This window comes from Bradyrhizobium sp. CCBAU 11434, from assembly GCF_028128895.1.
In the GTDB taxonomy this organism is placed as follows: Bacteria; Pseudomonadota; Alphaproteobacteria; order Rhizobiales; family Xanthobacteraceae; genus Bradyrhizobium; species Bradyrhizobium zhengyangense.
Genome location: NZ_LBJX01000011.1, coordinates 591,958 through 617,820 on the forward strand (window position 1 = coordinate 591,958; position 25,863 = coordinate 617,820).

At 64.1% G+C, this 25,863-nt stretch carries 29 protein-coding genes; 21 read left to right on the plus strand and 8 right to left on the minus strand.

What is annotated here, in order from left to right; genetic code table 11:
- Nucleotides 1-155 precede the first annotated feature (155 nt).
- The 5 genes from XI06_RS10240 to XI06_RS10260 all read left to right on the plus strand — a co-directional run bounded on the left by XI06_RS10240 (nucleotide 156) and on the right by XI06_RS10260 (nucleotide 2,941).
- The gene (locus XI06_RS10240; protein ID WP_271605232.1) at nucleotides 156-536 is read left to right on the plus strand and encodes a nuclear transport factor 2 family protein; all 381 of its coding nucleotides are present in this window, start codon (nucleotides 156-158) and stop codon (nucleotides 534-536) included.
- A 356-nt stretch (nucleotides 537-892) separates the two neighbouring features.
- The gene (locus XI06_RS10245; protein ID WP_271605233.1) at nucleotides 893-1,339 is read left to right on the plus strand and encodes a TerB family tellurite resistance protein; all 447 of its coding nucleotides are present in this window, start codon (nucleotides 893-895) and stop codon (nucleotides 1,337-1,339) included.
- A gap of 2 nt (nucleotides 1,340-1,341) precedes the next feature.
- Nucleotides 1,342-1,704, plus strand: coding sequence for a hypothetical protein (locus XI06_RS10250; protein ID WP_237858791.1), 363 nt, complete (start codon nucleotides 1,342-1,344; stop codon nucleotides 1,702-1,704).
- Complete coding sequence (locus XI06_RS10255) at nucleotides 1,701-2,339, plus strand: TerC family protein (RefSeq protein WP_237869625.1); 639 nt, start codon at nucleotides 1,701-1,703, stop codon at nucleotides 2,337-2,339. Before XI06_RS10250 ends, XI06_RS10255 begins: the two co-directional genes overlap by 4 nt.
- 29 nt (nucleotides 2,340-2,368) lie before the next feature.
- Nucleotides 2,369-2,941, plus strand: a complete 573-nt coding sequence (locus XI06_RS10260; RefSeq protein ID WP_237858786.1) for a TIGR00645 family protein — start codon at nucleotides 2,369-2,371, stop codon at nucleotides 2,939-2,941.
- 18 nt (nucleotides 2,942-2,959) lie between these two features.
- On the opposite strand, the gene XI06_RS10265 is transcribed toward XI06_RS10260, so the two are convergent.
- Nucleotides 2,960-3,907: a helix-turn-helix domain-containing protein gene (locus XI06_RS10265; RefSeq protein ID WP_237858784.1), complete on the minus strand. Its 948-nt coding sequence runs from the start codon at nucleotides 3,905-3,907 to the stop codon at nucleotides 2,960-2,962.
- Nucleotides 3,908-4,008: 101 nt separating this feature from the next.
- Nucleotides 4,009-4,947 (minus strand): LysR family transcriptional regulator, encoded by a 939-nt coding sequence (locus tag XI06_RS10270; RefSeq protein WP_271605234.1) that lies wholly within the window; start codon nucleotides 4,945-4,947, stop codon nucleotides 4,009-4,011.
- A 160-nt stretch (nucleotides 4,948-5,107) separates the two neighbouring features.
- Here XI06_RS10270 and XI06_RS10275 point away from each other — a divergent pair, with 160 nt between their 5' ends.
- Nucleotides 5,108-5,680, plus strand: a complete 573-nt coding sequence (locus tag XI06_RS10275) for a hypothetical protein (RefSeq protein WP_237858780.1) — start codon at nucleotides 5,108-5,110, stop codon at nucleotides 5,678-5,680.
- Between the two features lie 129 nt (nucleotides 5,681-5,809).
- Entirely contained in the window at nucleotides 5,810-6,187 is a 378-nt protein-coding gene (locus XI06_RS10280) for a hypothetical protein (protein WP_237869620.1), read from the plus strand.
- Between the two features lie 3 nt (nucleotides 6,188-6,190).
- On the opposite strand, the gene XI06_RS10285 is transcribed toward XI06_RS10280, so the two are convergent.
- Complete coding sequence (locus XI06_RS10285) at nucleotides 6,191-6,568, minus strand: winged helix-turn-helix domain-containing protein (RefSeq protein WP_237858778.1); 378 nt, start codon at nucleotides 6,566-6,568, stop codon at nucleotides 6,191-6,193.
- Between the two features lie 198 nt (nucleotides 6,569-6,766).
- Between XI06_RS10285 and XI06_RS10290 the strand changes: the two genes are divergently transcribed.
- Nucleotides 6,767-7,030, plus strand: coding sequence for a hypothetical protein (locus XI06_RS10290; protein WP_237858777.1), 264 nt, complete (start codon nucleotides 6,767-6,769; stop codon nucleotides 7,028-7,030).
- Here the strand turns inward: XI06_RS10290 and XI06_RS10295 are convergent.
- Nucleotides 7,027-7,818, minus strand: a complete 792-nt coding sequence (locus tag XI06_RS10295; protein WP_271605235.1) for a COG4705 family protein — start codon at nucleotides 7,816-7,818, stop codon at nucleotides 7,027-7,029. The genes XI06_RS10290 and XI06_RS10295 overlap by 4 nt on opposite strands.
- A gap of 143 nt (nucleotides 7,819-7,961) precedes the next feature.
- Nucleotides 7,962-8,858, minus strand: a complete 897-nt coding sequence (locus XI06_RS10300) for an alpha/beta hydrolase family protein (RefSeq protein ID WP_237869615.1) — start codon at nucleotides 8,856-8,858, stop codon at nucleotides 7,962-7,964.
- A gap of 181 nt (nucleotides 8,859-9,039) precedes the next feature.
- Here XI06_RS10300 and XI06_RS10305 point away from each other — a divergent pair, with 181 nt between their 5' ends.
- From XI06_RS10305 to XI06_RS10315, 3 genes are read left to right on the plus strand one after another with little or no spacing between them, the layout of a single operon-like run.
- Nucleotides 9,040-10,428 carry a class II 3-deoxy-7-phosphoheptulonate synthase gene (locus XI06_RS10305; protein ID WP_271605236.1) on the plus strand — a complete coding sequence of 463 codons (1,389 nt, stop codon included), beginning with the start codon at nucleotides 9,040-9,042 and terminating at the stop codon, nucleotides 10,426-10,428.
- A gap of 4 nt (nucleotides 10,429-10,432) precedes the next feature.
- The gene (locus tag XI06_RS10310; protein WP_237858772.1) at nucleotides 10,433-10,786 is read left to right on the plus strand and encodes a diacylglycerol kinase; all 354 of its coding nucleotides are present in this window, start codon (nucleotides 10,433-10,435) and stop codon (nucleotides 10,784-10,786) included.
- A 15-nt stretch (nucleotides 10,787-10,801) separates the two neighbouring features.
- Nucleotides 10,802-12,559, plus strand: a complete 1,758-nt coding sequence (locus XI06_RS10315; RefSeq protein WP_271605237.1) for an NAD+ synthase — start codon at nucleotides 10,802-10,804, stop codon at nucleotides 12,557-12,559.
- A gap of 139 nt (nucleotides 12,560-12,698) precedes the next feature.
- Here the strand turns inward: XI06_RS10315 and XI06_RS10320 are convergent, their stop codons facing one another.
- Together XI06_RS10320 and XI06_RS10325 are read right to left on the minus strand one after the other, a co-directional pair.
- A complete protein-coding gene (locus tag XI06_RS10320) occupies nucleotides 12,699-13,877 on the minus strand; it encodes a DUF2865 domain-containing protein (RefSeq protein WP_237858768.1) in 1,179 nt (392 codons plus the stop codon).
- A 143-nt stretch (nucleotides 13,878-14,020) separates the two neighbouring features.
- Nucleotides 14,021-14,326: a hypothetical protein gene (locus tag XI06_RS10325; protein WP_237858766.1), complete on the minus strand. Its 306-nt coding sequence runs from the start codon at nucleotides 14,324-14,326 to the stop codon at nucleotides 14,021-14,023.
- Between the two features lie 293 nt (nucleotides 14,327-14,619).
- Between XI06_RS10325 and cysS the strand changes: the two genes are divergently transcribed.
- The 4 genes from cysS to XI06_RS10345 all read left to right on the plus strand — a co-directional run bounded on the left by cysS (nucleotide 14,620) and on the right by XI06_RS10345 (nucleotide 18,691).
- The gene (cysS, locus tag XI06_RS10330; protein ID WP_271605238.1) at nucleotides 14,620-16,017 is read left to right on the plus strand and encodes a cysteine--tRNA ligase; all 1,398 of its coding nucleotides are present in this window, start codon (nucleotides 14,620-14,622) and stop codon (nucleotides 16,015-16,017) included.
- Nucleotides 16,018-16,132: 115 nt separating this feature from the next.
- On the plus strand, nucleotides 16,133-16,642 hold the full coding sequence (locus XI06_RS10335) for a GNAT family N-acetyltransferase (protein WP_271605239.1): 510 nt from the start codon (nucleotides 16,133-16,135) through the stop codon (nucleotides 16,640-16,642).
- Complete coding sequence (gene cimA, locus XI06_RS10340; RefSeq protein WP_271605240.1) at nucleotides 16,639-18,237, plus strand: citramalate synthase; 1,599 nt, start codon at nucleotides 16,639-16,641, stop codon at nucleotides 18,235-18,237. Before XI06_RS10335 ends, cimA begins: the two co-directional genes overlap by 4 nt.
- 76 nt (nucleotides 18,238-18,313) lie before the next feature.
- Entirely contained in the window at nucleotides 18,314-18,691 is a 378-nt protein-coding gene (locus XI06_RS10345; protein ID WP_271605241.1) for a VOC family protein, read from the plus strand.
- A 2-nt stretch (nucleotides 18,692-18,693) separates the two neighbouring features.
- On the opposite strand, the gene XI06_RS10350 is transcribed toward XI06_RS10345, so the two are convergent.
- On the minus strand, nucleotides 18,694-19,299 hold the full coding sequence (locus XI06_RS10350; RefSeq protein ID WP_237858756.1) for a TIGR00730 family Rossman fold protein: 606 nt from the start codon (nucleotides 19,297-19,299) through the stop codon (nucleotides 18,694-18,696).
- A 202-nt stretch (nucleotides 19,300-19,501) separates the two neighbouring features.
- On the opposite strand from XI06_RS10350, the gene XI06_RS10355 reads away from it, so the two are divergent.
- From XI06_RS10355 to XI06_RS10380, 6 genes are all read left to right on the plus strand, one after another.
- Nucleotides 19,502-21,442: an ABCB family ABC transporter ATP-binding protein/permease gene (locus XI06_RS10355; protein ID WP_237858755.1), complete on the plus strand. Its 1,941-nt coding sequence runs from the start codon at nucleotides 19,502-19,504 to the stop codon at nucleotides 21,440-21,442.
- A 75-nt stretch (nucleotides 21,443-21,517) separates the two neighbouring features.
- A complete protein-coding gene (locus XI06_RS10360) occupies nucleotides 21,518-22,222 on the plus strand; it encodes a phosphatidylserine decarboxylase (protein WP_271605454.1) in 705 nt (234 codons plus the stop codon).
- 87 nt (nucleotides 22,223-22,309) lie between these two features.
- Nucleotides 22,310-23,191 (plus strand): CDP-alcohol phosphatidyltransferase family protein, encoded by an 882-nt coding sequence (locus tag XI06_RS10365; protein ID WP_237869609.1) that lies wholly within the window; start codon nucleotides 22,310-22,312, stop codon nucleotides 23,189-23,191.
- 120 nt (nucleotides 23,192-23,311) lie between these two features.
- The gene (locus XI06_RS10370) at nucleotides 23,312-24,031 is read left to right on the plus strand and encodes an RraA family protein (RefSeq protein ID WP_271605242.1); all 720 of its coding nucleotides are present in this window, start codon (nucleotides 23,312-23,314) and stop codon (nucleotides 24,029-24,031) included.
- A gap of 12 nt (nucleotides 24,032-24,043) precedes the next feature.
- A complete protein-coding gene (locus tag XI06_RS10375; protein ID WP_271605243.1) occupies nucleotides 24,044-24,868 on the plus strand; it encodes an SDR family NAD(P)-dependent oxidoreductase in 825 nt (274 codons plus the stop codon).
- A 212-nt stretch (nucleotides 24,869-25,080) separates the two neighbouring features.
- A complete protein-coding gene (locus XI06_RS10380) occupies nucleotides 25,081-25,854 on the plus strand; it encodes a motility protein A (protein ID WP_237858742.1) in 774 nt (257 codons plus the stop codon).
- The last annotated feature ends 9 nt before the right edge of the window (nucleotides 25,855-25,863 follow it).

Sequence of the window (25,863 nt, forward strand, 5' to 3'; positions counted from 1 at the left end):
CTGCGACCGGACGGATTCCGGATCGAGGCAGTGTCAATCTGCATCCGGATCGTGGCCTTGGCGCGTTAGGCGTTGTTAGACTTTGCTAGATGGTCTTGCCGCCGGCCGACTGCACGCCGATTTAAAGACCGGAAACGACAAGGCGGGAGGTAGCGATGGATGACCTGGCCACACGCGCAGCGCTGCAGCGCCATTGGGACGCATCGGATGCAAACGATTTCGAGGCAGAGCACGACATCTATCGCGAGGATGCCGTGCTCGACTATCCGCAGTCCGGCGAGCGCATCCGCGGCCGCCGGAACATTCAGGAGAGCCGTTTCGTGCAGCCGAACAAGAAGCGCTTCACGGTGCGGCGGATCATCGGCGGCGGCGATCTCTGGGTCAGCGAATTCGTGTTGACCTATGACGGTGTGCCGTCCTACGTCGTCAGCATCATGGAATTCCGCGACGGATTGGTGGCGCACGAAACGCAGTATTTCGGCGACCGGTTCGATCCGTCACCATCGCGCGCGCATCTCGTGGAGCGGGTGGGGTAGATCAACTTTCTCCGACATTGCGAGCGTAGCGAAGCAATCCAGAGTCCTTCCACGGTGGCAGCCTGGATTGCTTCGCTGCGCTCGCAATGACGACGGGAACCGAACCCCGCTGCGGCGGCTGGTCGCAGTCGTGTCGCCTTGATTACGGCCCACCCATCTTTATCTCTCAAGCGAACAAGAATCCGGGCCCCTCTGGCGAGGACGCTGACCATCTCAGCAAAACCTCGCGATGTCGGATGACCTGTCCCGCGCGAATGCGATGGATCGGCCGATTGTCGGGCCTTCTTGAGCTCTCTCCGACCCGATCGTCCCCATTGCAGCTCCGTGCGGCCATTTCGCAAGCAAAGGGAGCAACGATGTCTGACGCCAACTATTCCAATCCCATCGAACTCGAGATCACCGAGCCATCTCGCTTCAACGAGCAGGCTGCGGTGGCGCTGGTGATATCAGGCGCGCTGGTTGCCGTCGCCGATCGCCGCGTCTCTCCGGTCGAGCGCGACGAGGTGATCCGCTTTATCAGGGAACGCGGTCTGGCGCCGCATATCAGCGATGACCGCCTGTCCTCCATGTTCGACGAGCTCGCTGCGCGGCTCGAGGAGCCTGACTTTGCCAATGTCGTGATCGACACACTGCGTCCGGTCTCGGACTTGCCGCTGTCGTCCCATCTCATCGAGCTGTCGGAGCGTGTCGCGGCGGCGGACGAAGACGTGCACCCGCACGAAGTGCAGGCGATCAAGCTGTTGCGCCTGCTGACGCTGGTGCTGCCGCGCGCCAAGCCGGTCGAAGCGGCCGCGAAGGGGTGATCATGAGCGCAGCTTCGGACGAGCAGAGGACGAAATTCGAGGCTGCCAGTGGCAGGCCTGCCGGTGGCGACCCGCGGCTCGACGCGCTCGTCCATCGATTGCCGCCGCGCGTTGCCAGCACCGTCGACTATCTCCTGCAACCCTCCAGCCGCTGGGTCCGGATTCCCTCGGGCGCGCTGCTCGTCGTCGGTGGTGTGCTGTCCTTCCTGCCGGTGCTCGGCGTCTGGATGCTGCCGCTCGGCCTCGCGCTGCTCGCCGAGGACGTGCCGGCGCTGCGCGCGTCACGCTCAAAGGCTTTCGACTGGATCGAGCGTCGCAAGCCGCACTGGCTGGATCCGTCCGCTCCGAAGAATGATGAGACATGATCGACTTCATCACGGCTGACGCGCTGACCGCGTTAGTCCAGGTCGTTCTGATCGACCTCGTGCTCGCCGGCGACAATGCCGTCGTCATCGGCCTTGCCGCCGCCGGTCTGCCGGCCGAGCAGCGCCGCCGCGCCATCGTCGTCGGCATCATCGCGGCCACAGGCTTGCGCATCGTCTTTGCCGGCGTCGCGACGCAGCTTCTGCAAGTGATCGGCCTGCTGCTGGCCGGCGGCGTGCTGTTGCTGTGGGTGTGCTGGAAGATGTGGCGTGAGCTGCGCGAGCAGGCCGCGCAGTCCAGACAGCTCGCGTTCAGCCATGGCGGCGGCGCGACCGGTGCGACCGCGCCCCGGAAAACCTTCGGGCAGGCGGCGATGCAGATCGTTGCCGCCGACGTCTCGATGTCGCTCGACAACGTGCTCGCTGTTGCGGGTGCCGCGCGCGAGCATCCCTACATCCTGGCCTTCGGCCTGCTCCTGTCGGTCGCGCTGATGGGCGTTGCCGCCGATCTGCTCGGCCGCGTGCTGCAGACTCAGCGCTGGATCGCCTATGTCGGTCTCGCCATCATCGTCTACGTCGCCTTCGAGATGATCTATCGCGGCTCGCTCGAGCTCGCGCCCGTCATCGCTAGCCTCTGAACCCCGCCTTCGCCTTCCTGGAGTCATTGATGTCGTCTGAACCCAAAGCACCTTTGGCGAACCCGCCAATCGGCCTGTTTCCGCGGTTGATCTTCGGCTCGCGCTGGCTGCAATTGCCGCTCTATGTCGGCCTCATCGTCGCACAGGCGGTCTATGTGCTGCTGTTCCTGAAGGAGCTGTGGCACCTCGTCGCGCACTCCTTCGACGCCAGCGAGCAGCAGATCATGCTGGTCGTGCTCGGGTTGATCGACGTCGTCATGATCTCCAACCTGCTCGTGATGGTGATCGTCGGCGGCTACGAGACCTTCGTCTCGCGCCTGAACCTGCGCGGCCATCCCGATGAGCCGGAATGGTTGAGTCACGTCAATGCCAGCGTGCTCAAGATCAAGCTCGCGATGGCGATCGTCGGCATCTCATCGATTTCGCTGCTCAGGACTTTCATCGAGGCGGGCAACCTCGGCACCACACGCAGCAATTTCACCGAGACCGGCGTGATGTGGCAGGTGCTGATCCACCTGACCTTCATCATCTCGGCGATCGGCATCGCCTGGGTCGATCGTCTCAGCGAGAATGGACATCGCAAGGAGAACGGTCACGCGTGATGACGTGAGCTGGTCTGATCAGAGACGCCGGCTCCGCGCCAGCGTCTCGGAGGGCATCTCGCCGAACGCCACCCGGTAGCCGCGCGAGAAGTCGCCGAGGTGCCAGAAGCCGTTGCCGAGAGCCGCGGCCTTGACGCTCAAGCCAGAGAAGCCGGACATGAGCTGAATGCGGGTAGACCACAGCCGCTTGAGCCGCAGATAATGATGCAAGCTCACGCCGTGCACCGCATGCGTCGCGGTCTGGAGTGTGCGCACCGAGATGTTGAGCGCGGCGGCGAGGTCTTCGCTGTAGAGCGGGCGGCTGCCGAACGTCGCCGCGACTTCGTCGAGCTGCGCGATCAGTTTGCGGTGCTTGTCGAACGACCCCGGCCGTGCGCGGAGACTGTCGGACGCCACCAGTGTGTCGTCGAGGCAGGCGAGCAGCGTCTCCTGGATCGGCCGGTTGAGCATGGCGAACTCCCTGGGGTCGTTGAGGCTGGAGGCCAGGTTGAACATGCTCGTGATCGCGGTTCGCAGCCGTGTCATGGCCGCGTCTTGTGGACGGTAATAGCTAAGCCCACTGGTGTAGTCAGCCCAGCCGCGATGGCGCATTTCCGAGTTGAAGCGCATCATCAGGTAGGTGTTGGTGCCATATGCGAGGGAATCGATCGGGACCTTGCCGCGCACGACGTTCACCACGGAGCTGTCGATCTCATGGCCGTTGGTGATTGAGTGAAACGAAAACGGGACCGTGAGGCCGATGCCCTGGTCGGTGCCGACCTCGGCCTCGAAACGGCGAGCGAAGGCGCGCTGGAACACGAACAGCCCGTCCTGGAGCGGCAGGATGGCGCGCGACAGCGAGACCTCATGCGGGCGCAGCGGCGTGCTGACGCCGAGGCCGAGGACGTCATTGGCGCGAAACTCGTCGAAGTCCGAGAAACGCTCGATGCGGAGGATGCGCGAAGCTGTGAGCTGACGTATCGGCATGTCTGGATACGGAGCGCTGCCAGGAGGAGGGGAAATAATGCGTGAAAGGTATCAGATGGCCGGCCCTCAGCCCTATTCCGGGAAACTACTGCGACGCCTCATCACACGACTTGCGCATATGCGGCATTCTCTCGACGCTCGCGCTCGCCCAGTTCCCGCACCAGCTCCTGGAGAAATGAGTCCGTGACGGCGGGCAGGGTGCGCTCGGCGCGGACATAGATGCCGAGATCGGACCAGACCGGGCTGCCGGCATTGTCGAGCGGCAGGAACACGAGCTGCGCGTCGCGCGATAGCCTGATAATACCGAGCTGGGTCTGGAAGGCGACGCCGACGCCCCGCGCGGCGAGCTCGCGCATCAGGTCGATCGAGTTGGCCTGAATCGCCGGCTCCGGCGTTTCGGAGCGCTGCGCGATCAAGGGCTGCAGCAAATGGTAGATCGACAGCTCCGGCAGCGCCTGAATGATGGGGAAGGCGAGACATTGCTCCAGCGTCACGGTCTTGCGGCGCGCCAGCGGATGCTCGCGGGCGACGAGCGCCCCGAGGCGAAACCGCTTCAATGCGACCTGGCGCAGATCGGGCGGATGAATGAGCGCGATGGCGATGCCGATATCGGCCTCGCCCCGGCGCAGGGCTTCGAGCACGTCGGACGATCCCATCACCTCGGTGGTGAAGCTGACACGCCGATTCCTGCTGCGAAGTGAGGCGATCAGATCCGGCAACACCGACTCCGTGAGGGACTCGATACAGGCGATGCTGATGGTGCCGTGCCAGGCGCCGGACAGCGAGGCGACATCCGAGCGGAAGCGGTCGAGGTCCTGCAGCACGTTCATGACGTGGCGTGCCAGCATCTCGCCGACTGTAGTCAGCGTCAGGCCGCGCGCGGTTCGCTCGAATAAGGGCGATCCAACCTCTTGTTCAAGCTTGAGAATTTGCCGGCTGACGGCCGAGGAAGCGACGTTCAGGAGGCGTGCTGCGGCTCGGATCGAGCCGGTGCGACGGACGGCGTGAAAGTACTGGATCGAAGGTGAATGAAAGCGCATGGGACCCTTGGTGCCACTATAGCTGTTGCCGAAACGGCAGCAACCTGTGCGAAATTCTCTGCCTTTTGAGAGCGCTGAGTTCTCCCTAGTGTCATGTGCCAACGGGCCCCTCGGGCCCGCGCGGTCACGCGCCCGCAACGATGCGGCAGGGGATTTTGGGGTGAATGAGACGATCGCTTGCGAGCTGGAGCACGGGCGGGATGCCCGTCTGGTCGACCGCCGCCGCGCGGCTGCTTATGTCGGCGTGACCGCCGGCCGCTTCGAGCAGCTGGTGCGCGACAATGTCGTGCCGCCGCCTGTCATGGTCGACAACAAGAGGCGCTGGCCGATCGCGTTGCTCGACGATGCCAGGGAAGCGGTCGGCAGTAGCTTGCCGTCGCAGCGGGTGGTGCAAACCGAAGTCGAGGCGCGTCCGTGCGACCGCGACGCCTTGCCGTCTTCGCGAGAGCTGCCAGATGCGGGCTGGTTCGAGCAGCGCGCGAGCTTCGTCCAGCGCGTGCGCCGCTCGCTGCTCTCGGGCAACGAGATCCGCCTGCTGCGCGAGTTCAAGCTGCTCAAGCAGAAAGAGATCAGCATGTACGGCTACTATGGCAGCTTCGAAGCGCTGATGGTGCGCGGCTATATCGTCGAGATCGACCGCAAGCCGCCGTCGAGCCGCCCCTTGGTGACCTATCGCCTCACCGTGCCGGGCCAGCAGGTGATCGCCGCGCTGAAGGACCATCCGGTCTTCTGATCCGCCGCGTTATGTGAGAGTTTCGTAGACCCTCGGATATCGATCAATTCCAGAAAAAGCGGCTGGACGCGGCTCGACGTGTCGATATATCGTGACGGATATAGCGGAGTGTGTTCCCGGGACGTGACGATGGAAATCAAGGTGAGGCAGCTCACGACCTGCGAGGTAGCGTCCGATGGCGGAGCGATCTCGCTGGGCTTCGAGGATGTGTCGGGCAATCCCGCCGCGGTCAGCGTCTCGCTCAACCAGGTCGGCGCTCTCATCATGACGCTGCCCGGATTGCTCGAGGCGGCGCTGAAGGCTCGCTACGGCGACCAGAGCTTGCGCTACGCCTATCCGCTGGCATCCTGGGTGCTGGAACAATCCACCGACACGACCCAGCGCATCATCACGCTGGAGACCGAGGACGGTTTCAAGGTCCGCTTCTCGATCCCGAGGGATGAGCAGAGCCTGCTGGGCGAAGCGCTGGTCCAGCCGATGCCCAAGATGATGGCGCGGCCGAATTGACGGTCAAGAGGACTTGCGGGAACGGACGATGTCGCTCTTGAGTGCTTCCAGGTCCTTGTGCGCGGCGCGTGCGGCGTCGCGCTCGATCTTGCGGTAGCGCGCGACAAGCTTTTCGCCGAACGGGGTCAGCATGGCGCCGCCGCCGTTCTTGCCGCCGGCCTGCGGCTCGACCGCGGGATGTCCGCAGATCCGGTTGATCTCGTCGACGAGATCCCAGGCGCGCTTGTACGACATGTCCATGGCGCGGCTGGCCGCGGAGATCGAGCCTTGTTCGCGGATCTGCTCCAGAAGCTCGATCTTGCCGGGCCCGATCCGGTCCTCGCCGTCGAGGTCGATGCGAAGGCTCAGCTGGGGCAGAGATTTGGCGCTCGCGCGCGACATGACGGCGTCTCTTGAACGGTTCTAATTCGAGCTTGCCATTCTTGATGACGCCTAATCAAGCGGGCTCTCTTTTCGAGATCGATAAAGTTGTCTGCAATCCGTTCAGGAGCGGCAAACCGTGCGGATAAGAAGCCTGGCGCCTTAAACCAGAGGTTTGGAACCGACCTGCATTCTGCCGCAAAAGGGCAGGGCATCAACATGTCAGTTCTCAAGGAGGTCGTCGCAGCAGTCATGGGAGTCTACGCACTCCTGTTTGCATGCGACACATTGTTCGGGGTCGGCGAGGCGCGCTTCGACGATTCCTATTACAGCGCCAGCTTCTACGCGCCCAAGCCGCAGGAATTCCGTTTCGCCAGCGACACGCCGCCGGCAACCCGCGTCAGCGACGCCTTTGCGCAATTCTCGGCGGCGGAAGCCAAACCGAACAAGCGCTACTCGTCTCTGACGACGATCATTCGCTAGGCGCGCTCGGCTGCGTGATCGCCCGGATGCTGTCCGGCGCGCTGTGGAATCAGCAGCAGGCAGATCACGATGAATGCCGCGATGACGGCGGAGGCCAATGGTCGGCTGAGCGCCAGCCCGCCCTGACCGAGCGGCTTGTCGAGGAAGTCGCCGACGGTCGCGCCCAGAGGTCGCGTCAGGATGAAGGCGGCCCAGAACAGGGTCACGCGCGAGACACGCGTCCAGAAATACAGCGCTGCGACCACGGCGAGTCCGGCCGCGAAGATCAGCGCGCCGCCGCGATAGCCCATGTCGCCGGTGTCGGCGATCCAGTCGCCGAGCGCGGTCCCCAGCGTCTGCGAGAAAGTGATTGCACCCCAGTAGAAGGCTTCCGCCCGCGGGCTGCTGACGCTGTTGACCGAGATAGTTCCTTCGGAGCGATACCAGAGGCCGAGCACCAGCACGAGACAGATCAGCAGCAGCGTCGCGCCACCGGTGTAGCCGATGCCGAGCGAACGGTCGGCGAAGTCGGCCATCGTGGTCCCGAATGTGGTCGAGGCCACGATGGTTGACCAATAAAGTGCTGGATGGAATTTCTGCGCGCGGATCTGTGCGGCGACGAGGACGACCATCGCCGCCAGGAACAGGCACGTACCCGCGAGATAACCCCAGTTCAGCGTCATCGTCACGGTATCGCCGCCGGTCTCGCCCAGCGTCGTGGCTGCGATTTTGATGATCCAGAAGCCGAGCGTGACCTCGGGGACCTTGCTTTCGCTGACGGGGCCGCCGCTCCTGGAGTGATGTTCCATGATGTCCTCGTCGCGTCGAGTGTGGTCGCAACGAGATCAACCGCGTTGCCGCCCCTTTGGCATTCGCAAACGACGGTGGCGGAAATCAGTTTCAATTTGGCAGACAACGAAGACGTGATGAGCGGCAATGCCGCCGCCAGACGTCACTCCCCCTGGATCCACTCCGCCACGCCGCGCCACAGCGTGTCGCGATGGTCGGGGCGGAAGAAGCCGAAATGGCCGATCGCTTTTGCGCTGACGTCGGACGGCTTCACTGTCAGCACCTCCGGCTTGATCGCCGTGAAACCTGACGTGAGCAGCTCGACAGCGGGCCGCGTCGCCCAGGGATCGTCGGAAAAGCAGAGCGCGCGCAGCTCGCCTTTGAACTTCGCAAAGTTCTCCAGCGCCGGCAGTTTTGAATCGAACAGATAGCGCGGGCTCGAAACCCAATCGGCCCATTGCAGGAACACCCCTTTGGGCAAATCCTCCCCGATGCCGACCCAGCCTGGCGCGTAGCCGAATGCGTGGACCAGCGGCACGCCAATGAGGTTCATGAAGGCGAAGACGCGATATTTCTCCGGCGACGTCATCAGCCGCCAGGTCGCGGCCTGGGAGGCCACGAACGCCGCGCGCGAAATCTCGCTGTTGTTCTCGATCAGCCCGAGCGCCTGACCGCCGAAGGAGTGGCCGACGTAAGCGAGCGGAAGGCCATGATAGCGTTCACGCATCCAGCGCACCGCGGCGGTGACGTCCTGCGCGGCCCAGTCCGACATCGAGGCCTTGAAGCCAACCAGCGATTTCGGCTGGTTGTAGCCGACCATCGCGGGCAGCCGGGAGTCGCCAATGCCGCGATAATCGTAAGTCAGCACCGCGCAGCCGCGATGGGCGAGGTAGGAGGCAAAGCCCTTGTAGATTTTGCGCGGGACGGCGGTCGCCGAATTGATCAGGACGGCATGGCGCTTGGCGCCGCGCGGCAGGAACAGCGTGCCTGTCAGCGCATATCCGTCGGTCGCCGGGAAGCTGATCTCGTCGATGAAAACGTCGTCCAGTGGCGCGTCCATGGGGGAAGCTGTCTTGCCGGTTTGCTCTGCCACCCCCCAGCAAATGCGAATTCGGCTTTTCCCGCAAGGGTTTGCGTCGCGAAATGGATTTACAACTGGCGATGTCGCGCCAGCCTGTGTATAAGGCGGCCCTCGCAACCCACAGATCAGGTTGCACTTTTCGCTTCACGGAGAGATTGCGATGTCCGAGCGGTGGACGCCCGAGTCCTGGCGCAGCAAGCCGGTGCTACAGGTGCCCGAATATCCCGACGCCAAGGCCTTGGCCGACGTCGAGGCGCAGCTTGCAACGTTTCCGCCGCTGGTGTTCGCCGGCGAGGCGCGCAATCTGAAAAAGGCGCTGGGGCGCGTTGCGGCCGGCGATGCCTTCCTGCTGCAGGGCGGCGATTGCGCCGAGAGCTTTGCCGAGCACGGTGCCAACAACATCCGCGACTTCTTCCGCGTGCTGCTGCAGATGGCGGTGGTACTGACCTATGCCGGCGCCGTGCCGGTGGTGAAGGTCGGCCGCATCGCCGGCCAGTTTGCCAAGCCGCGGTCGTCGCCGACCGAGAAGGTTGATGGCGTCGAGCTGCCGAGCTATCGCGGCGACATCGTCAACGACATCGCCTTTACTAAGGAAGCGCGCGTGCCGGATCCGCAGCGCCAGTTGATGGCCTATCGCCAGTCGGCCGCGACGTTGAACCTCTTGCGCGCGTTCGCGACCGGCGGCTACGCCAATCTCGGTAGCGTGCATGAGTGGATGCTCGGCTTCCTCAAGGATTCACCGCAATCCCGCCGCTACAAGGAGCTGGCCGACCGCATCTCGGACGCGCTCAACTTCATGCGCGCCTGCGGCCTCGACCTCGAAAGCCATCCGGAGCTGCGCGCCACCGATTTCTACACCAGCCATGAGGCGCTGCTGCTCGGCTACGAGCAGGCCATGACCCGCGTCGATTCCACGACCGGCGACTGGTACGCGACCTCTGGCCACATGATCTGGATCGGCGACCGCACCCGCCAGCTCGATCATGGCCATGTCGAATATTTCCGCGGCATCAAGAACCCGATCGGCCTCAAGTGCGGCCCGTCGCTCAAGCCCGACGAGCTGCTGAAGCTGATCGACGTGCTCAACCCCGACAACGAGCCGGGCCGGCTGACGCTGATCAACCGCTTCGGCTCCGACAAGGTCGCCGATCATCTGCCGGGCCTGATCCGCGCGGTGAAGCGCGAAGGCAAGGTGGTGGTCTGGTCGTGCGATCCCATGCACGGCAACACCATCACCTCCACGTCAGGCTACAAGACGCGGCCGTTCGATCGCGTGCTGTCGGAGGTGAAGTCGTTCTTCACCATCCACGCCGGAGAAGGCACCCATGCCGGCGGCGTGCATCTTGAGATGACCGGCCAAGACGTTACCGAATGCATCGGCGGCGCCCGCGCCATCACCGACGAGGATCTCAACGACCGCTATCACACGGTCTGCGATCCCCGCCTCAATGCGGAGCAATCCATCGACATGGCCTTCCTGGTCGCCGAACTGCTGAAGCAGGAACGCGCCGGCAAGGTTCGGCCGATGCCGGCCGCAGCGGGGCTCTAAGACCTTGCTGCGGATCTGGAAGGCCACGATCAATTCCCGCAACGGAATGGCCTTTGCGTTCCGTTCGGAGCAGGCCATCCGCGAGGAGGTCTTTGCGCTGATCCTGTCGCTGCCGGTGGCGTGGTTCGTCGCCGCAACCGCGATGCGGGCAGTCGAGCTGGTGTGTGCGGTTGCGTTCGTGCTGGTCGTGGAGCTGCTCAACACCGCGATCGAGAAACTCGCCGACCGCCTTACCATGGATCACGACAAGCAGATCGGGCGGGTCAAGGACATGGGCTCGGCTGCAGTTGGCGTCGCGCTGCTGATGGCCGGCGCATTCTGGATCATCGCCATCGTCGAGCGATTGGGATTCCTCTAGCTGGACGAGGCGGCCATGACCGAACGTCTCAACGCCTTCGCGGTCACGCTCGCCCAGCTCAATCCGACCATGGGCGATATCGAGGGCAATGCCGCCAAGGTTCGCGTCGCACGCGCGCGCGCCATCGCCGATGGCGCCGATCTCGTGCTGTTTCCGGAATTGTTCATCGCCGGCTATCCGCCGGAGGATCTGGTGCAGAAGCCGGCCTTCCAGGCGGCCTGCCGCGTCGCGATCGAAACGCTCGCGCGCGAGACTGCTGACGGTGGCCCGGCCTTGCTGGTCGGCACGCCCTGGGTCGAGGACGGCAAGCTCTACAATGCCTGCGCGCTGCTCGATGGCGGGCGCATCGCCGGCCTGCGGTTCAAATGCAATCTGCCGAATTACGGCGTGTTTGACGAGAAGCGATTGTTTTCGCGCGGGCCTGCCTCAGGTCCTGTCACCGTGCGCGGCGTGCGGATCGGCGTGCCGATCTGCGAGGATATCTGGCTGGAAGAGTCCGAGGATTACGAGAACGTTGTCGAGACGCTGGCCGAGACCGGCGCCGAAATCATCCTGGTGCCGAATGGCTCGCCCTATGCCCGCGACAAGAACGATGTGCGTCTGTCGGTGGCGGTCGCGCGCGTCACCGAAAGCGGCCTGCCGCTGGTCTATCTCAACCAGGTTTGCGGCCAGGACGAACTCGTGTTCGACGGAGCCTCGTTCGCGCTCAATGGCGATCTCTCGCTCGCCGCGCAACTGCCGGCATTCGCAGAGAGCGTCACGACCTTGCGCTTCGTCAGGACCGGCGGGGATTGGCACTGCACCGGTCCAATCGCAGAGCAGCCCGAAGGCGACCGCGCTGATTACGCTGCCTGTGTGCTGGGCCTGCGCGACTACGTCGCCAAGAACGGCTTTCCCGGTGTACTGCTCGGTATCTCCGGTGGCATCGACTCCGCGCTGTGTGCGGCGATCGCGGTGGATGCGCTTGGGGCAGATCAGGTGCATGGCGTGATGCTGCCGTATCGTTACACAGCGGCTCACTCGATTGCCGATGCCGGCGAGCTCGCCGGCCATCTCGGTATCCGTTACGAAGTGCTGCCGATCGCGGAAGCCGTAACCGGCTTCGAGACCATCCTGTCCGGCCTCTTCAAGAACCTGCCGCATGATATTACCGAGGAAAATCTTCAAGCTCGGACCCGCGGCACGCTGCTGATGGCGATCTCCAACAAGACCGGGCTGATGGTGGTGACGACAGGCAACAAGTCGGAGATGTCGGTCGGCTACGCCACGCTCTATGGCGACATGAACGGCGGCTTCAATCCGATCAAGGACATCTACAAGACCCAAGTGTTTCGGCTCGCAAGCTTGCGCAATGCATGGAAGCCGGAGGGGGCACTCGGGCCCGCAGGCGAGGTGATTCCGCCTGATATCATCACGCGTCCGCCGACGGCCGAATTGCGTGAAAACCAGACCGATCAGGATTCATTGCCGCCTTACGACGTGCTCGATGCGATCCTGGAGCGTCTGGTCGAACGCGAGGAGCCGCTCGACCAGATCATCGAAGCCGGCTTCGACCGCGAGACGGTGTCCCGGATCGACCATCTGCTCAACGTCGCCGAATACAAGCGCCGCCAGGCCGCACCCGGGGTGAAGGTCACGCGCAAAAACTTCGGCCGCGACCGCCGCTATCCCATCACCAACCGCTTCCGCGATCGGGGCGAGAAGCTGCCCGCACCCGATGAGACCCTGGTGTCACGCGGCAGCAAGGCGTCGATCGACGCGTTCGAGGGGTAGCCATTCATTCCGCTGTCATCATCCGCGAAAGCGGATGATCCAGTACTCCGCGGCGGATATCGTGAAAACCAATCGGCGCCGCGGAGTACTGGATGCCCCGCTTTCGCGGGGCATGACAGCTGAGTTGGGGGCTGAGTTACTACTTCTGCTGCGGCAGGAAGGTCGGGCCGACCGAGCGGATCGGCTTGTTTTCCGAGGTCGCGGTTGCGCTCGAATCCGCAGGTGGCGTCGTCGCCGGCGCGGCGGCGGTGGCCGGAGCTGCGCCCTTCTTGCCATTCGCAGGTGCGCCCTTGGTGAGCTGCCGTTGCTGCATCTTCTTGGCGCTTTCCTCGGTGACGATGATGTCACCCTGCTGCTCGACCGCGGCCTTGTCGTCGGCCGATTTCAACGCGTCGGCCCAGCTCTGGCCGGCCGCCTTGCAGGAGCAGGACGGGTTGAACTCGCTGCGGAATTTGAAGGCGGTCGGCAGCGACGTGTAGGGCTGACCGCTGATCGAGACCGCGGAGTTCATGTCCTCGCCGGGATTGCGGTGGGCATAGAGCACCGCTTCGGCTGCCGGGCACAACGCCTTGCAGGTCTTCTCGTCGTCCGGGAAGCGCGCCGGCACGGTCGCAAACGAGATCGGGAAATAGGCGCCGTCGCAGGTGCGCACGCACACGGTGCGATAGGTGCCGGATTGCGGGCCGAGATCGGATGGCGGCACACCTTGCGGATTATTCGGGTTGTTGCCGCCGCCGAACAGATTGCTCAGGAAGTTGCCGGCGCCTTGCGACTGCGCGGCATTGGCGTATTGCGGGCCGCAATTGTTCTGCGCGAGCGCAATCAGCACCGAGCGACGCTGGCTGTCGCGCTCGGGGTTGCCGCCGCCCGGACCGCCACCGCGCAGGCGCTCGAGATTGCTAGTGATCTGGTCCAGGTTGGCGCGCATCTGCTGGATCTGGGTGTTAACCGGACCGCATTGTGCGGATTGGCCGTTGAACAGCGAGAAGAAGCCGGACGAGTCGCAGCCCATGCGCTTGGCCTGCATGGTGACGCGATCGAGCTCAGCCTGCTGCTTGGCCTGGGAATCCTGGTAGCGGCGGATCTGGTCCTCGCGGGCAGGGTCGCTGCCGCCGCGATCCAGCGCGGCGAGCTGGCCTTCCAGGCGCACGCACATCGGGTTCGGTCCGAGGCCGCTTTGGGCAGGCGGAGGCGGCGCCGCTCCGGGCGGGCCAGCCTGGGCGAAGGCATCGGTGGCGAGCACGACGCTGAGAAGCACGGTGCAGGCAAGGAGAAAGCGGGGACGGGACAGAGACAAAAATTCAGGCATATCCGCCATTCTAGCGAGGTCACGGCCGCAAGTGACTTACCGATGCGATTTGGGAGGCCGACGCGCGCCCTCCAATAGCCGCTTCCCGCGGCATCGTCACGTCGTTTCAGGGGCCGAAGACTGGTCCTAAGGTCCGCCAGTTCCGAGCGAATTCAGCGCTGGCAGGTGATTGCGACATATTCGTCGCAATGGCCATGGGAGCAGTTTGCGCCGGATTTGGGGACAGAGCCGGTAATTTCGTCGGGATCGACCCGGCGGTAGGCGGATGCCTGTGCAAAGTCCCGTGACTGGCAGTAGGTGCGGGCGACCTGGGCGCCGCATTTATCGCCCTTGGCTAGGCACTGGTCGACGCCATGGCCGTCGGCCTGGTTGCCAATGATGAAGACGCGGGTCTCGGCCCAGGCGCTGGATGCAGCAAGGATCGAGGCGCAGGAAATAAGCGCGAGCAAGGATCGCATGAAAACACCTTGGGGCAAAAATAGGAACCGCCAGTTCCAGAATGGGCTCAAATGGTTAAGGATGATGAACCATCTCGGCGGGGGGCCGCGCTTTGCGGAAATAAAGCGGCATTTCCGTGGCTCTCTTGACGAAAGCCGGCCTGATAGCCCATATGTCGCCGCATGAACGGTCTCCTCGCCATCTGCATTATTTGCCGCGAGATTACGAGCTAGCGATTCGCTGGCTGGAGCCGTCTTTTCTCAAAACACATTGAGAGCACTGGACGCCCGGCCAACAGCCGACGGGTGTCCATATGGAATTGCGTCTCTACGATACGTTGACGAAGGAGAAGCGCACCTTCGTGCCGCTCGATGCGAACAACGTCCGCATGTATGTCTGCGGACCGACCGTCTATGACTTCGCCCATATCGGCAACGCCCGGCCGGTGATCGTGTTCGACGTGCTGTTTCGGCTGCTTCGCCATCTCTATGGCGAGGCGCACGTCAAATATGTCCGCAACATCACCGACGTTGACGACAAGATCAACGACCGCGCCGCGCGGGACTTTCCCGGCCTGCCGTTGAACGAGGCGATCCGCAAGGTCACCGAGCAGACCGGCAGGCAGTTTCACGCCGACGTCGATGCGCTTGGCGCGCTCCGTCCGAGCGTCGAGCCGCGCGCGACCGAGCATATCGCCGAGATGCGCGAGATCATCGAACGGCTCGTTGCCGGTGGCTTCGCATATGCCGCCGAGGACCACGTGCTGTTCTCACCGCAGGCGATGAATGCGGCCAACGACGGACTGCCGCGCTACGGCGCGCTGTCTAATCGCTCGCTGGACGAGATGATCGCCGGCGCCCGCGTCGATGTCGCGCCCTACAAGAAGGACAACACCGATTTCGTGCTGTGGAAGCCATCCAAGCCCGGCGAGCCATCCTGGCCGTCGCCATCAGGCATCAAGGCCGAGGGCCGTCCGGGCTGGCACATCGAGTGCTCGGCCATGGCGTGGAAGCATCTCGGCGAGCAGTTCGACATCCATGGCGGCGGCATCGATCTCGTGTTTCCGCATCACGAGAACGAGGTCGCGCAGACCTGCTGCGCCTTCCACCGGCAGCGCATGGCGAACTACTGGATGCACAACGGCTTTCTGCAGGTCGAGAGCGAGAAGATGTCGAAGAGCCTCGGCAACTTCATCACCATCCACGAACTGCTGGCGGACTGGCCGGGTGAAGTGCTGCGCCTCAACATGTTGAAAACGCACTACACCTCGCCGATCGACTGGACCATGAAGTCGCTGGAGGAGAGCGGCAAGACGCTTGACGACTGGTATCGGATCGCCGCCGACGTCGAACCCGGCAAGCCGGCTGCGTCCGTGGTCGACGCGCTGCTCGACGATCTCAACACACCGCAGGCGATCGCGGCGCTGCACGGCCTACGGGGCAGCGACGTGCCCGCGCTTGCGGGCTCGTTGCGGCTGCTCGGCTTCCTCTCCGAGAGCGCGGCGCAATGGAAGGATCGCAAGCAGCAGGCGAGCGGCGTCGACGTCAACGAGGTCGAACGCCTGATCTCGGAGCGGACGGCCGCGCGTGCGCGCAAGGATTTCGCCGAGTCTGACCGCATTCGCGATCAGCTCGCCGCCATGGGGGTCCTGATCAAGGATGGCAAGGACGCCGAGGGCAAGCCGGTGACGACCTGGGAGCTCAAGCGATGACCCGGCCCGACACGCCTTTTCCGAGGCATTGGCTCTATTACATCGCGCTGAAAATCCTCCTGCTCGGCGCTGCGGTGGCGCTGGTGCTCAAGCTCTATGGGATGTGGTGAAGACGATGGGACAGACTTTGCCAAAGCCCGGTTTGCGGCCCTTCTTGCCGGCTGACGTGCCGGTTCTTGCCGGCATCTTCACCGCCAGCATCGAGGAGCTGACCGGTGACGATTATAGCGAGGCGCAGCAGCAAGCCTGGATGGAGACAGCGGAGGACGAAGAGTTCGGCAAGGGGCTCGCGTCCGACCTGACGCTGGTGGCGACGCTTGACGGCTCGCCCGTCGGCTTTGCCTCTCTTCGCGGCGCCGACCATATCCGCATGCTCTATGTTCACCCGGCCGTGGCGGGGCAGGGGATCGCAACCCTGCTAGTTGACGCGCTGGAGAAGCTTGCCGGCGGCCGCGGCGCCACCAACCTCACGGTCGATGCGAGCGACACCGCCCAAAACTTTTTCGCCAAGCGCGGCTACGCGGCGCAGCAGCGCAACAGCGTCACCGTCAACGACGAGTGGCTCGCCAACACCACCATGAAGAAGACGCTCGTCACGACACCGGCGTCAGGAGCGCTGCAATGAACAGGGAGCGCCTTTATCTGTTCGACACCACACTGCGCGATGGGGCGCAGACCAACGGCGTCGATTTCACGCTGACCGACAAGCAGGTCATCGCAGGGATGCTCGACGATCTCGGCATCGACTATGTCGAGGGCGGCTATCCCGGAGCCAATCCGCTCGACACCGAGTTCTTCAGCTCCAAGCCGAAGCTCAACCATGCTCGTTTTACCGCCTTCGGCATGACGCGGCGGGCAGGGCGTTCGGTCTCCAACGATCCCGGTGTCGCCGGGCTGCTGGAGGCGAAGGCGGATGCGATTTGCTTCGTGGCAAAATCCTCCGCCTATCAGGTCCGTGTCGCGCTGGAGACGACGAAAGAGGAAAACCTCGCCTCCATCCGCGACAGCGTCGCAGCCGCAAAGGCCGCTGGCCGCGAGGTCATGCTTGACTGCGAGCATTTCTTCGACGGCTACAAGGAAGATGCCAGCTTTGCGCTCGCCTGTGCCAAGGCGGCCTATGACGCCGGCGCGCGCTGGGTGGTCCTGTGCGACACCAATGGCGGCACCATGCCGCACGAGGTCGAGGCCATCGTCACTGAGGTGACAAAACACATTCCCGGCGATCATGTCGGCATCCACGCCCATAACGACACCGAGCAGGCAGTGGCCAACTCGCTCGCCGCGGTCCGCGCCGGAGCGCGGCAGATCCAGGGGACGCTGAACGGCCTCGGCGAGCGCTGCGGCAATGCCAATCTCTGCTCGCTGATCCCGACGCTGAAACTGAAGAAGGAATTTTCGGACGCCTTCGAGATCTCGGTCACGCCGGAGAAGCTGGCGACCCTCGTCAAAGTCTCGCGCACGCTCGATGACATGCTCAACCGCGTGCCGAACCGCCATGCGGCCTATGTCGGTGAGAGCGCCTTCGTCACCAAGACGGGCATTCACGCATCCGCCGTGATGAAGGATCCGCAGACCTACGAGCATGTGCTGCCTGAAACGGTCGGCAATCACCGCAAGGTGCTGGTGTCAGACCAGGCCGGCCGCTCCAACGTCATTGCCGAGCTCGATCGTGCCGGCATCGCCTACGAGAAGAGTGATCCGAAGCTGACGCGGCTGGTCGAGGAGTTGAAGGAGCGCGAGGCGCAGGGCTACGCCTATGAATCCGCCAATGCCTCGTTCGACCTGCTGGCGCGCCGGACACTTGGCAAGGTGCCGCATTATTTCGAGGTCGAGCAGTTCGACGTCAATGTCGAGCAGCGCTACAACGCGCTCGGCGAGCGCGTCACCGTGGCGCTCGCCGTGGTCAAGGTCGACGTCGCCGGCGAGCATCTGATCTCGGCCGCTGAAGGCAACGGTCCCGTCAACGCGCTCGACGTTGCCTTGCGCAAGGACCTCGGCAAGTACCAGAAATACATCGAAGGCCTGACGCTGATCGATTACCGCGTCCGTATCCTCAATGGCGGCACCGGCGCGGTGACGCGCGTCTTGATCGAGAGCGAGGACGAGAACGGCGATCGCTGGACCACGGTCGGCGTGTCGCCGAACATCATCGACGCCTCGTTCCAGGCTTTGATGGATTCGGTGATCTACAAGCTCGTGAAATCGGGCGCGCCGGCGTAAGAACCGGTGGTGCCGTAAACACCGTCATTGCGAGCGTAGCTCGCAATGACGAGAGGAGAGAGGGGGAGCGCCAACAATGATCGACCACATCTCCGTCGGCGTCAGCGAGCTCGAGCGCTCCGCAAAATTCTATGAGGCCACGCTCGCGGCGCTCGGTCTCACGCGCCTCGTCACGCGACCGCGCACAGTCGGCTTCGGCAAGGCCTATCCCGAATTCTGGATCAACTTGCGCGAAGCCATGCCGCCTGTCCCCCCGGAGAGCGGCGTGCACATCTGTCTGCGCGCGAAGACGACAGGTGAGGTCGATGCATTCCACGCCGCAGCGGTTGCGAGCGGCGGCGCATCCGATGGTGCGCCGGGCATCCGCCCGCATGACCGCGTGCGCTACTACGCGGCTTTCGTGACCGATCCCGACGGCAACCGGATCGAGGCGGTGACGTTTCCGGCAGAATAGACTTACAGCTTCCGCGCCACTTCCGGAGCGAGCTGCTTTTCCGTCTCGGCGATCTGTGCCGCTGCCGCCTTCAGCTTCGGCAGGATGTCCTCGACGCGATCGGCCTTGAGGATGTCGACCGAAAGACCGGCGCGGATGAACTCGGTCTGACGCATATGCGACAGCAGCGAGAACAGCGGCTCCCAGAAATTGTCGATGTTGGCGAGCAGCACCGGCTTGGCGTGCCGGCCGAGCTGCTTCCAGGTCAATTGCTCGACCAGCTCCTCCAGCGTGCCGAGGCCGCCCGGCAGCGCCACGAAGGCATCGGAGCGCTCGAACATCAGCCGCTTGCGCTCGTGCATGTCGGGGGTGACGATCATCTCCTGCACGCGCGTCAGCGCATTCTCACGCTTGCGCAGGAATTCGGGAATGATGCCGGTGACGGTGCCGCCGTGATCCAGCACGGAGGTCGCGACCGAGCCCATCAGGCCCAGCGAGCCGCCGCCATAGACCAGGCGGATGTTGTTCTCGGCGAGTGCCTTGCCGAACGCCTCGGCGCCTTCGGTGAAGTGGGGATTGGTTCCGGGGCCGGAGCCGCAATAGACACAGACGGTTTTGATTGTGCTCATTGGCGCCATGATGCATTGCAGCGGAGGGCCGTCAAGCCCTTCCGGTGATTCGGACTACCCGGAAATCTACCGGTAAATGGCGACAAACAATCGAAGATTCGCCATCTGGCGGGGTGCGCTTGCCCCTGGAAGCTTCTATATGACGAGCGAAAACAGTTAATCGCAACGCGCCCGCATCCGGCGGGCCCTTCCAGGTTTCTTCATGAGCCCTCCTCATTCGCCCGACGTGCCTGAGCCCGGACCGCTGGAGCGGGCCACGCTGATGGGCACGCTGGCGCATCTGTGGCCCTATATCTGGCCCGGCGACCGCGTCGACCTGAAGATGCGTGTGGTCTGGTCGATTGTGCTGTTGCTCGCTGCCAAGCTGATCACCCTGTCGGTGCCGTTCAGCTTCAAATGGGCGACGGACGCATTGACCGGTGCCAACACCGCACCGGTGCAGGCCAGCAATTGGCACCTCTGGGTGATTGCATCGCCGTTGCTCCTGACGGCGAGCTACGGCGTCATGCGAATCGTGATGGCGGTGCTGACGCAATGGCGCGACGGCATCTTTGCCCGTGTCGCCATGCATGCGGTGCGCAAGCTCGCCACCATCACCTTCATCCATATGCACGAACTGTCGCTGCGCTTTCATCTGGAGCGCAAGACCGGCGGCCTGACGCGCGTGCTCGAGCGCGGTCGCTCGGGCATCGAGGTGATCGTGCGTATGGTGATCCTGCAGCTGATCCCGACCATCGTCGAGGTTTCGCTGCTGATGGCCGTGCTGCTCTGGCAATTCGACTGGCGCTACGTGGCCGCCACGCTGATCACCGTCGCGGTCTACATGTACTACACCTACATCGCGACCGAGTGGCGGATCGGCATCCGCCGCAAGATGAACGATTCCGACACCGAGGCGAATACCAAGGCGATCGACTCGCTGCTCAATTACGAGACCGTCAAATATTTCAGCGCCGAGGCCCGCGAAGCCGAGCGCTACGACAAGTCGGTCGCGCGCTACGAGGAAGCGAGCATCCACACCTATACTTCGCTCGCGGTGCTCAACACCGGCCAGGCCGTGATATTCACGCTGGGCCTGACCGCGACCATGCTGATGTGCGCGATCGGCGTGCGCAATGGAACCAACACGGTTGGCGATTTCGTGCTGGTCAACGCCATGATGATCCAGCTCTACCAACCCCTGAATTTCATGGGCATGGTCTATCGCGAGATCAAGCAGGCGATCATCGACATCGAGAAGATGTTCAGCGTGATCCATCGCGAGGCCGAGATCAAGGACGCGCGCGATGCGCAGCCGCTCGTCGTTTCCGCCGGCACCGTGCGCTTCGAGGACGTGCGCTTTGCCTATGAGCCGACGCGGCCGATCCTCAAAGGCATCAGCTTCGAGGTGCCGGCCGGCAAGACGGTGGCGATCGTCGGCCCGTCCGGCGCCGGCAAGTCGACCATCTCGCGGCTGCTATTCCGCCTCTATGACATCTCTGGCGGCAAGATCCTGATCGACGGCCAGGACATCCGCAAAGTCACGCAGGCAAGCTTGCGCGCCTCGATCGGCATGGTCCCGCAGGACACGGTGTTGTTCAACGACACCATCCGCTACAACATCCGCTATGGCCGCTGGGACGCCAGCAATGACGAGGTCGAGGAGGCCGCTAGCCTCGCGCAAATCGATCATTTCATCCGCATGGCTCCGATGGGTTACGAGACCCAGGTCGGCGAGCGCGGCCTGAAACTGTCGGGCGGCGAGAAGCAGCGCGTCGCGATCGCGCGCACCGTGTTGAAGGCGCCGCCGATCCTGGTGCTTGACGAGGCGACCTCGGCGCTCGACACCCACACCGAGCACGAGATCCAGGGCGCGCTCGACCGCGTGGCGAAGAACCGCACCTCGCTTGTGATCGCGCACCGGCTCTCGACCATCGTCGGTGCCGACGAGATCATCGTGCTCGACCAGGGCCGTATCGCCGAGCGCGGCACCCATGCCAGCCTGCTTGCACAGGACGGTCTCTACGCCAGCATGTGGAACAGGCAGCGCGAGGCCGAGGCCGCGCGCGAGAAATTGGCCCGTATGGCCGACAGCAGCGAGGCGCCCAACCGGGAGCCGCCGCCGGTGGAGGACGCCCTGACGGCGCAGGCGGCCGCGGAGTGAGCTTGTCTCCGGTCCCAACTCTGGCCTAAACAGGCTCGCGCGACCCACCCGTGCCATCAACCCCTCCAGCGGCAGATAGCGATGTCCATCCTCGATTCGATCCAACGTCAGATCCCGCCGATCCACAAGGAGGGCTATCCCTTCATCGGCATCTTCGCGGCGGTGAGCATCTTCCTGATGTGGCTGTGGTCGCCGCTGGGCTGGATCGGCACGATCCTCACCGTGTGGTGCGCGCTGTTCTTCCGCGATCCCGTGCGCGTGACGCCGCAGCGCGACGGGCTCGTGGTGTCGCCCGCCGACGGCCGTGTCTCGATGATCACCATGGCGCTGCCGCCGGCCGAGCTCGGGCTCGGCGACCGGCCGCTGCCGCGCATCTCGGTGTTCATGAGTGTGTTCAACTGCCATGTGAATCGCAGCCCGGTGGCGGGCAGGGTGGACCGTATCGCCTATCGGCCGGGGCTCTTCATCAACGCCGAGCTCGACAAGGCGAGCGAGGACAATGAACGCAATTCACTCGTCATCTCGACGCCGCAGGGCCGTATCGGCGTGATCCAGATCGCAGGCCTCGTGGCCAAGCGCATCGTCTGCTTCGTCAAGGAGGGGCAGGCGGTCGGCGCCGGCGAGCGGTTCGGCCTGATCCGCTTCGGCTCGCGGCTCGACGTCTACCTGCCTGTCGGCACCAAGGCGCTGGTCTCGGAGGGGCAGACTGCGATCGCCGGCGAGACCATCCTGGCCGACCTTACCGGCGACGACCCCGGCCGCACTTACCGCGCCAATTAACCAACGCGCCGCTGTCGGGGCCCTTCCGCCGCGATGGCGGAGGGGAACGCGGCTTGCTATATCTCGCTGAGAGGTGAGGACGAGCCAATGACGCCCTACGACTACCGAGATCCCGATATTCGCCGCCGGCGGTTCCGCCCGATCCCGGTGCGCATGCTGGTGCCCAACGTCATCACGCTGCTGGCGATCTGTGCCGGCCTGACCTCGATCCGGCTGTCGATCGAGGGGCGGATGACGCTTGCCGTCTACGCCATCGTGTTCGCGGCCGCGCTCGACGGCATCGACGGCCGCGTCGCGCGCATGATCAAGGGCCAGTCCAAGTTCGGCGCCGAGCTCGACAGCCTTGCCGACTTCGTCAATTTCGGCGTCGCGCCGGGCCTGATGCTGTACTTCTGGCAGCTGCACGAGCTCGGCAATGCCGGCTGGATCGCCGCGATGGTGTTCGCGATATCAGGTGGCCTGCGGCTTGCGCGCTTCAACGCCACCATGGACGATCCGAACAAGCCCGCCTTCGCCGCCAATTTCTTCACCGGCGTGCCGGCGCCGGCCGGTGCCATCACCGTGCTGCTGCCGATCTATGTCGCGTTTCTCGAGCTCGGCCGCGCGCCCGCGGCGCTGACCGCGGCCTATACGCTGCTGATCGCCTTCCTGATGGTCTCGCGCCTGCCGGTGTTCTCCGGCAAGACCAAGCGCATGCGCGTGTCGCCAGAGCTGGTGCTGCCGGCTTTCGTCGCGGTCGTCGTCTTCATTGCGATCCTGATTGCCTATCCCTGGCACGTGCTGTCGGTCGGCACGGCGCTGTATCTGCTCTGCCTGCCGCTCGGTTACAAATCTTACCGCGATCAGGCGCGCGCGCTGCAAGCTGCGTCGCCTGCCGGCGGCGAAGTGCCGTCGCCGCCGTCCGCGCCGACAATGGCGAGCCTGTCGGAGCCACCGCGCGATGATGACCGGCCTGGCCGGCTGCACTGAGCTATCGCGCGCGGATATCTGCCATGAGAGCGCCTGAGTTGGGCTGAGGCCCGATCTCGGCTATATCGCCCTGTGCCGGCGGCATCGCGTCAATCAGCCGCCAATCTGGGAGAGAACGCCGTGACCAATACCGCGACCGGGCCGCTGCCCGCTTCCGTCCTCGAAGCGCTGGGCCGCTATGACACGCCGACGATCTGCAATGCCATGGAGATCGTGGCGCCGGAGCGCCGCCTGATCGGCTACACCACCAAGCAGTTGGTCTGCCCGTTCCCGGATCTGCCGCCGATCGTCGGCTACGCCCGCACCGTCGCGATCCGCTCGGTGCTGAAATCGTCGCTTGCACCCGAAGAGCAGTCGAAGCGCCGCATCGAATATTACGAATATGTCGGCACCGGCCACGGCCCGCGCATCTCGGTGATCCAGGACATCGACGGCCCCGACGTCGGCTACGGCGCGTTCTGGGGTGAGGTGCAAAGCAACGTGCACAAGGCGCTCGGCTGCCTCGGCGTCATCACCGACGGCTCGATCCGCGACATTCCGCAATGGGCTCCTGGCTTCCAGGCGCTGGCCGGCTCGATCGGCCCGTCGCATGCCTGGGTGCACGCGGAGAGCTTTGGCGGCGAGGTGCGCGTCGCCGGCATGACCGTGAAGTCGGACGACCTCATCCACGCCGACCAGCATGGCGCCATCGTGATCCCGCTGGACGTCGCAGCGAAACTGCCTGAGGCCGCCGAGCTCTGCGGCCGTCGCGAGACGCCGATCCTCGAGATCGCCCGCAGCCCCGACTTCTCGCTGGAGAAGCTGAAAGCGGCGCTGAAGCGCTCGGCGGAGATCCACTGACGGGAGTAGGCCATGGACATGCGCGGCAAGACGGTGCTGATCACGGGCTCGACCGATGGTGTCGGGCGCTATGTTGCAACCCGCCTTGCCGCCGAAGGCGCTGATGTCCTGATCCATGGCCGGAGTGCCGAGCGCGCAAAGGCGCTGATCGACGAGATCGTGAAGGCCGGCCACGCTGCGCCGACCTTCTATCAGGCCGATCTATCGTCGATGGCAGGCGCGCGCGAGCTTGCCGCGGCGGTGATCCGGGATCACAAGCGTCTCGATGTCTTCGTCAGCAACGCCGGCATTGGTTCGCAGAACGACGGCCCGCAACGACAGGAGAGCCGCGACGGTTACGAGCTGCGCTTCGCCGTGAACTATCTCTCCGGCTTCCTGCTCGTCCGTTTGCTGCTGCCGTTGCTGAAGGCCGCCGCGCCCTCGCGCATCGTCAATGTCGCGTCGCTCGGCCAGCATCCGATCGATTTCGACGACGTCATGATCACGAAAGGCTATAGCGGCTCGCGCGCCTATGCGCAGAGCAAGCTGTCGCAGATCATGTTCACGATCGATCTCGCGGAGGAGTTGAAGGGGGCCGGCATCACCGTGAACGCGCTGCATCCGGCGACTTACATGAACACCACGATGGTTCGCGCCGGCGGCATTGCGCCGATGTCGACCGTGGAGCAGGGCGGTGCGGCGATCCTCCATCTGGTCGAGGGCGACGACGTTGCCGCTAGAAGCGGCCTGTTCTTCAACGGCATGAACGAAGCGCGTGCCAATCCGCAGGCCTATGATGCCGATGCGCGCCGGCAGCTGCGCGCGCTCAGCCTGAAGCTGACAGGGCTGTCGTCCTGACGGCCTCATTTATGGTTAGCAAAGTGTTGAGATCGATGTCGCAGAACGGCAAAGCCGCCGTCGTTCCGTTGCGTTGCGCCGCTCGGTCGCATCGGATGAACTTAACCTTTACGCGGCTTTAAGGGCACCACTCTACGGTTTCCGATGCGGTTCGGGGTTGGACCGCGCCACCGGCCAGGATGGCCGTTGTTGCGTTCGCGTTGGAGTCTCCCATGGATATCATGACGGGCGTCGGCCTCGTGGCGGGCATAATCGTCATCGCGACGATGATGCTGCTGGGAGGCGATCTTCACATGTTCATCTCCGAGCATGCGATGATCATCATCTTCGGCGGATCGACTGCAGCGACCATGATCCGGTTTCCGCTCTCGGCGCTGATGCACGGCCTGCCGCTCGGCGCCAAGTTCGCCTTCACCATGAGCCGTCTGTCGGCGCACGACCTCGTCGACGAGCTCGCCCGCATCGCCGAGATCGCCCGCAAGCAGGGTCCGGTCGGTCTCGAAAAGGTCGAGACCGACGAGCCGTTCCTCGCCAAGGGCATCCGCTATGTCGCCGACGGTTACGACCTCGATTTCATCCGCGACAATCTCGAACGCGACCGCGACAACTTCCTCATGCACCTCGACGAGGGGAGCAAGATCTATCGCGCCGTCGGCGATTGCGCCCCGGCCTTCGGCATGGTCGGCACCCTGATCGGCATGGTGCAGATGTTCGCCAACATGACCGACCCCTCCAAGCTCGGCCCGTTCATGGCGACCGCGCTGCTCGCGACGCTGTACGGCGCGCTGGTCGCCAACCTTTTCTGCATCCCGATCGCCGACAAGCTGCATGGCAAGCTCCTGGACGAAGAGACCAATCGCACGCTGATCATCGACGGCATCCTGATGATACGCGATTCCAAGAGCCCGACGCTCGTGCGCGAAATGCTGCTGGCCTATCTGCCGGAGAAGCATCGCCACGCCGAAGGCGAGCCAGTGCCGGCCTGACGCCGCCCG

Coding starts and splice junctions, on each gene's coding strand:
- XI06_RS10240 (WP_271605232.1), top strand. CDS start 156: ATGGATGACCTGGCCACACGCGCAGCGCTGCAGCGCCATTGGGACGCA.
- XI06_RS10245 (WP_271605233.1), top strand. CDS start 893: ATGTCTGACGCCAACTATTCCAATCCCATCGAACTCGAGATCACCGAG.
- XI06_RS10250 (WP_237858791.1), top strand. CDS start 1,342: ATGAGCGCAGCTTCGGACGAGCAGAGGACGAAATTCGAGGCTGCCAGT.
- XI06_RS10255 (WP_237869625.1), top strand. CDS start 1,701: ATGATCGACTTCATCACGGCTGACGCGCTGACCGCGTTAGTCCAGGTC.
- XI06_RS10260 (WP_237858786.1), top strand. CDS start 2,369: ATGTCGTCTGAACCCAAAGCACCTTTGGCGAACCCGCCAATCGGCCTG.
- XI06_RS10265 (WP_237858784.1), bottom strand. CDS start 3,907: ATGCCGATACGTCAGCTCACAGCTTCGCGCATCCTCCGCATCGAGCGT.
- XI06_RS10270 (WP_271605234.1), bottom strand. CDS start 4,947: ATGCGCTTTCATTCACCTTCGATCCAGTACTTTCACGCCGTCCGTCGC.
- XI06_RS10280 (WP_237869620.1), top strand. CDS start 5,810: ATGGAAATCAAGGTGAGGCAGCTCACGACCTGCGAGGTAGCGTCCGAT.
- XI06_RS10285 (WP_237858778.1), bottom strand. CDS start 6,568: ATGTCGCGCGCGAGCGCCAAATCTCTGCCCCAGCTGAGCCTTCGCATC.
- XI06_RS10290 (WP_237858777.1), top strand. CDS start 6,767: ATGTCAGTTCTCAAGGAGGTCGTCGCAGCAGTCATGGGAGTCTACGCA.
- XI06_RS10295 (WP_271605235.1), bottom strand. CDS start 7,818: ATGGAACATCACTCCAGGAGCGGCGGCCCCGTCAGCGAAAGCAAGGTC.
- XI06_RS10300 (WP_237869615.1), bottom strand. CDS start 8,858: ATGGACGCGCCACTGGACGACGTTTTCATCGACGAGATCAGCTTCCCG.
- XI06_RS10305 (WP_271605236.1), top strand. CDS start 9,040: ATGTCCGAGCGGTGGACGCCCGAGTCCTGGCGCAGCAAGCCGGTGCTA.
- XI06_RS10315 (WP_271605237.1), top strand. CDS start 10,802: ATGACCGAACGTCTCAACGCCTTCGCGGTCACGCTCGCCCAGCTCAAT.
- XI06_RS10320 (WP_237858768.1), bottom strand. CDS start 13,877: ATGGCGGATATGCCTGAATTTTTGTCTCTGTCCCGTCCCCGCTTTCTC.
- XI06_RS10325 (WP_237858766.1), bottom strand. CDS start 14,326: ATGCGATCCTTGCTCGCGCTTATTTCCTGCGCCTCGATCCTTGCTGCA.
- cysS (WP_271605238.1), top strand. CDS start 14,620: ATGGAATTGCGTCTCTACGATACGTTGACGAAGGAGAAGCGCACCTTC.
- XI06_RS10335 (WP_271605239.1), top strand. CDS start 16,133: ATGGGACAGACTTTGCCAAAGCCCGGTTTGCGGCCCTTCTTGCCGGCT.
- cimA (WP_271605240.1), top strand. CDS start 16,639: ATGAACAGGGAGCGCCTTTATCTGTTCGACACCACACTGCGCGATGGG.
- XI06_RS10345 (WP_271605241.1), top strand. CDS start 18,314: ATGATCGACCACATCTCCGTCGGCGTCAGCGAGCTCGAGCGCTCCGCA.
- XI06_RS10350 (WP_237858756.1), bottom strand. CDS start 19,299: ATGAGCACAATCAAAACCGTCTGTGTCTATTGCGGCTCCGGCCCCGGA.
- XI06_RS10355 (WP_237858755.1), top strand. CDS start 19,502: ATGAGCCCTCCTCATTCGCCCGACGTGCCTGAGCCCGGACCGCTGGAG.
- XI06_RS10365 (WP_237869609.1), top strand. CDS start 22,310: ATGACGCCCTACGACTACCGAGATCCCGATATTCGCCGCCGGCGGTTC.
- XI06_RS10375 (WP_271605243.1), top strand. CDS start 24,044: ATGGACATGCGCGGCAAGACGGTGCTGATCACGGGCTCGACCGATGGT.
- XI06_RS10380 (WP_237858742.1), top strand. CDS start 25,081: ATGGATATCATGACGGGCGTCGGCCTCGTGGCGGGCATAATCGTCATC.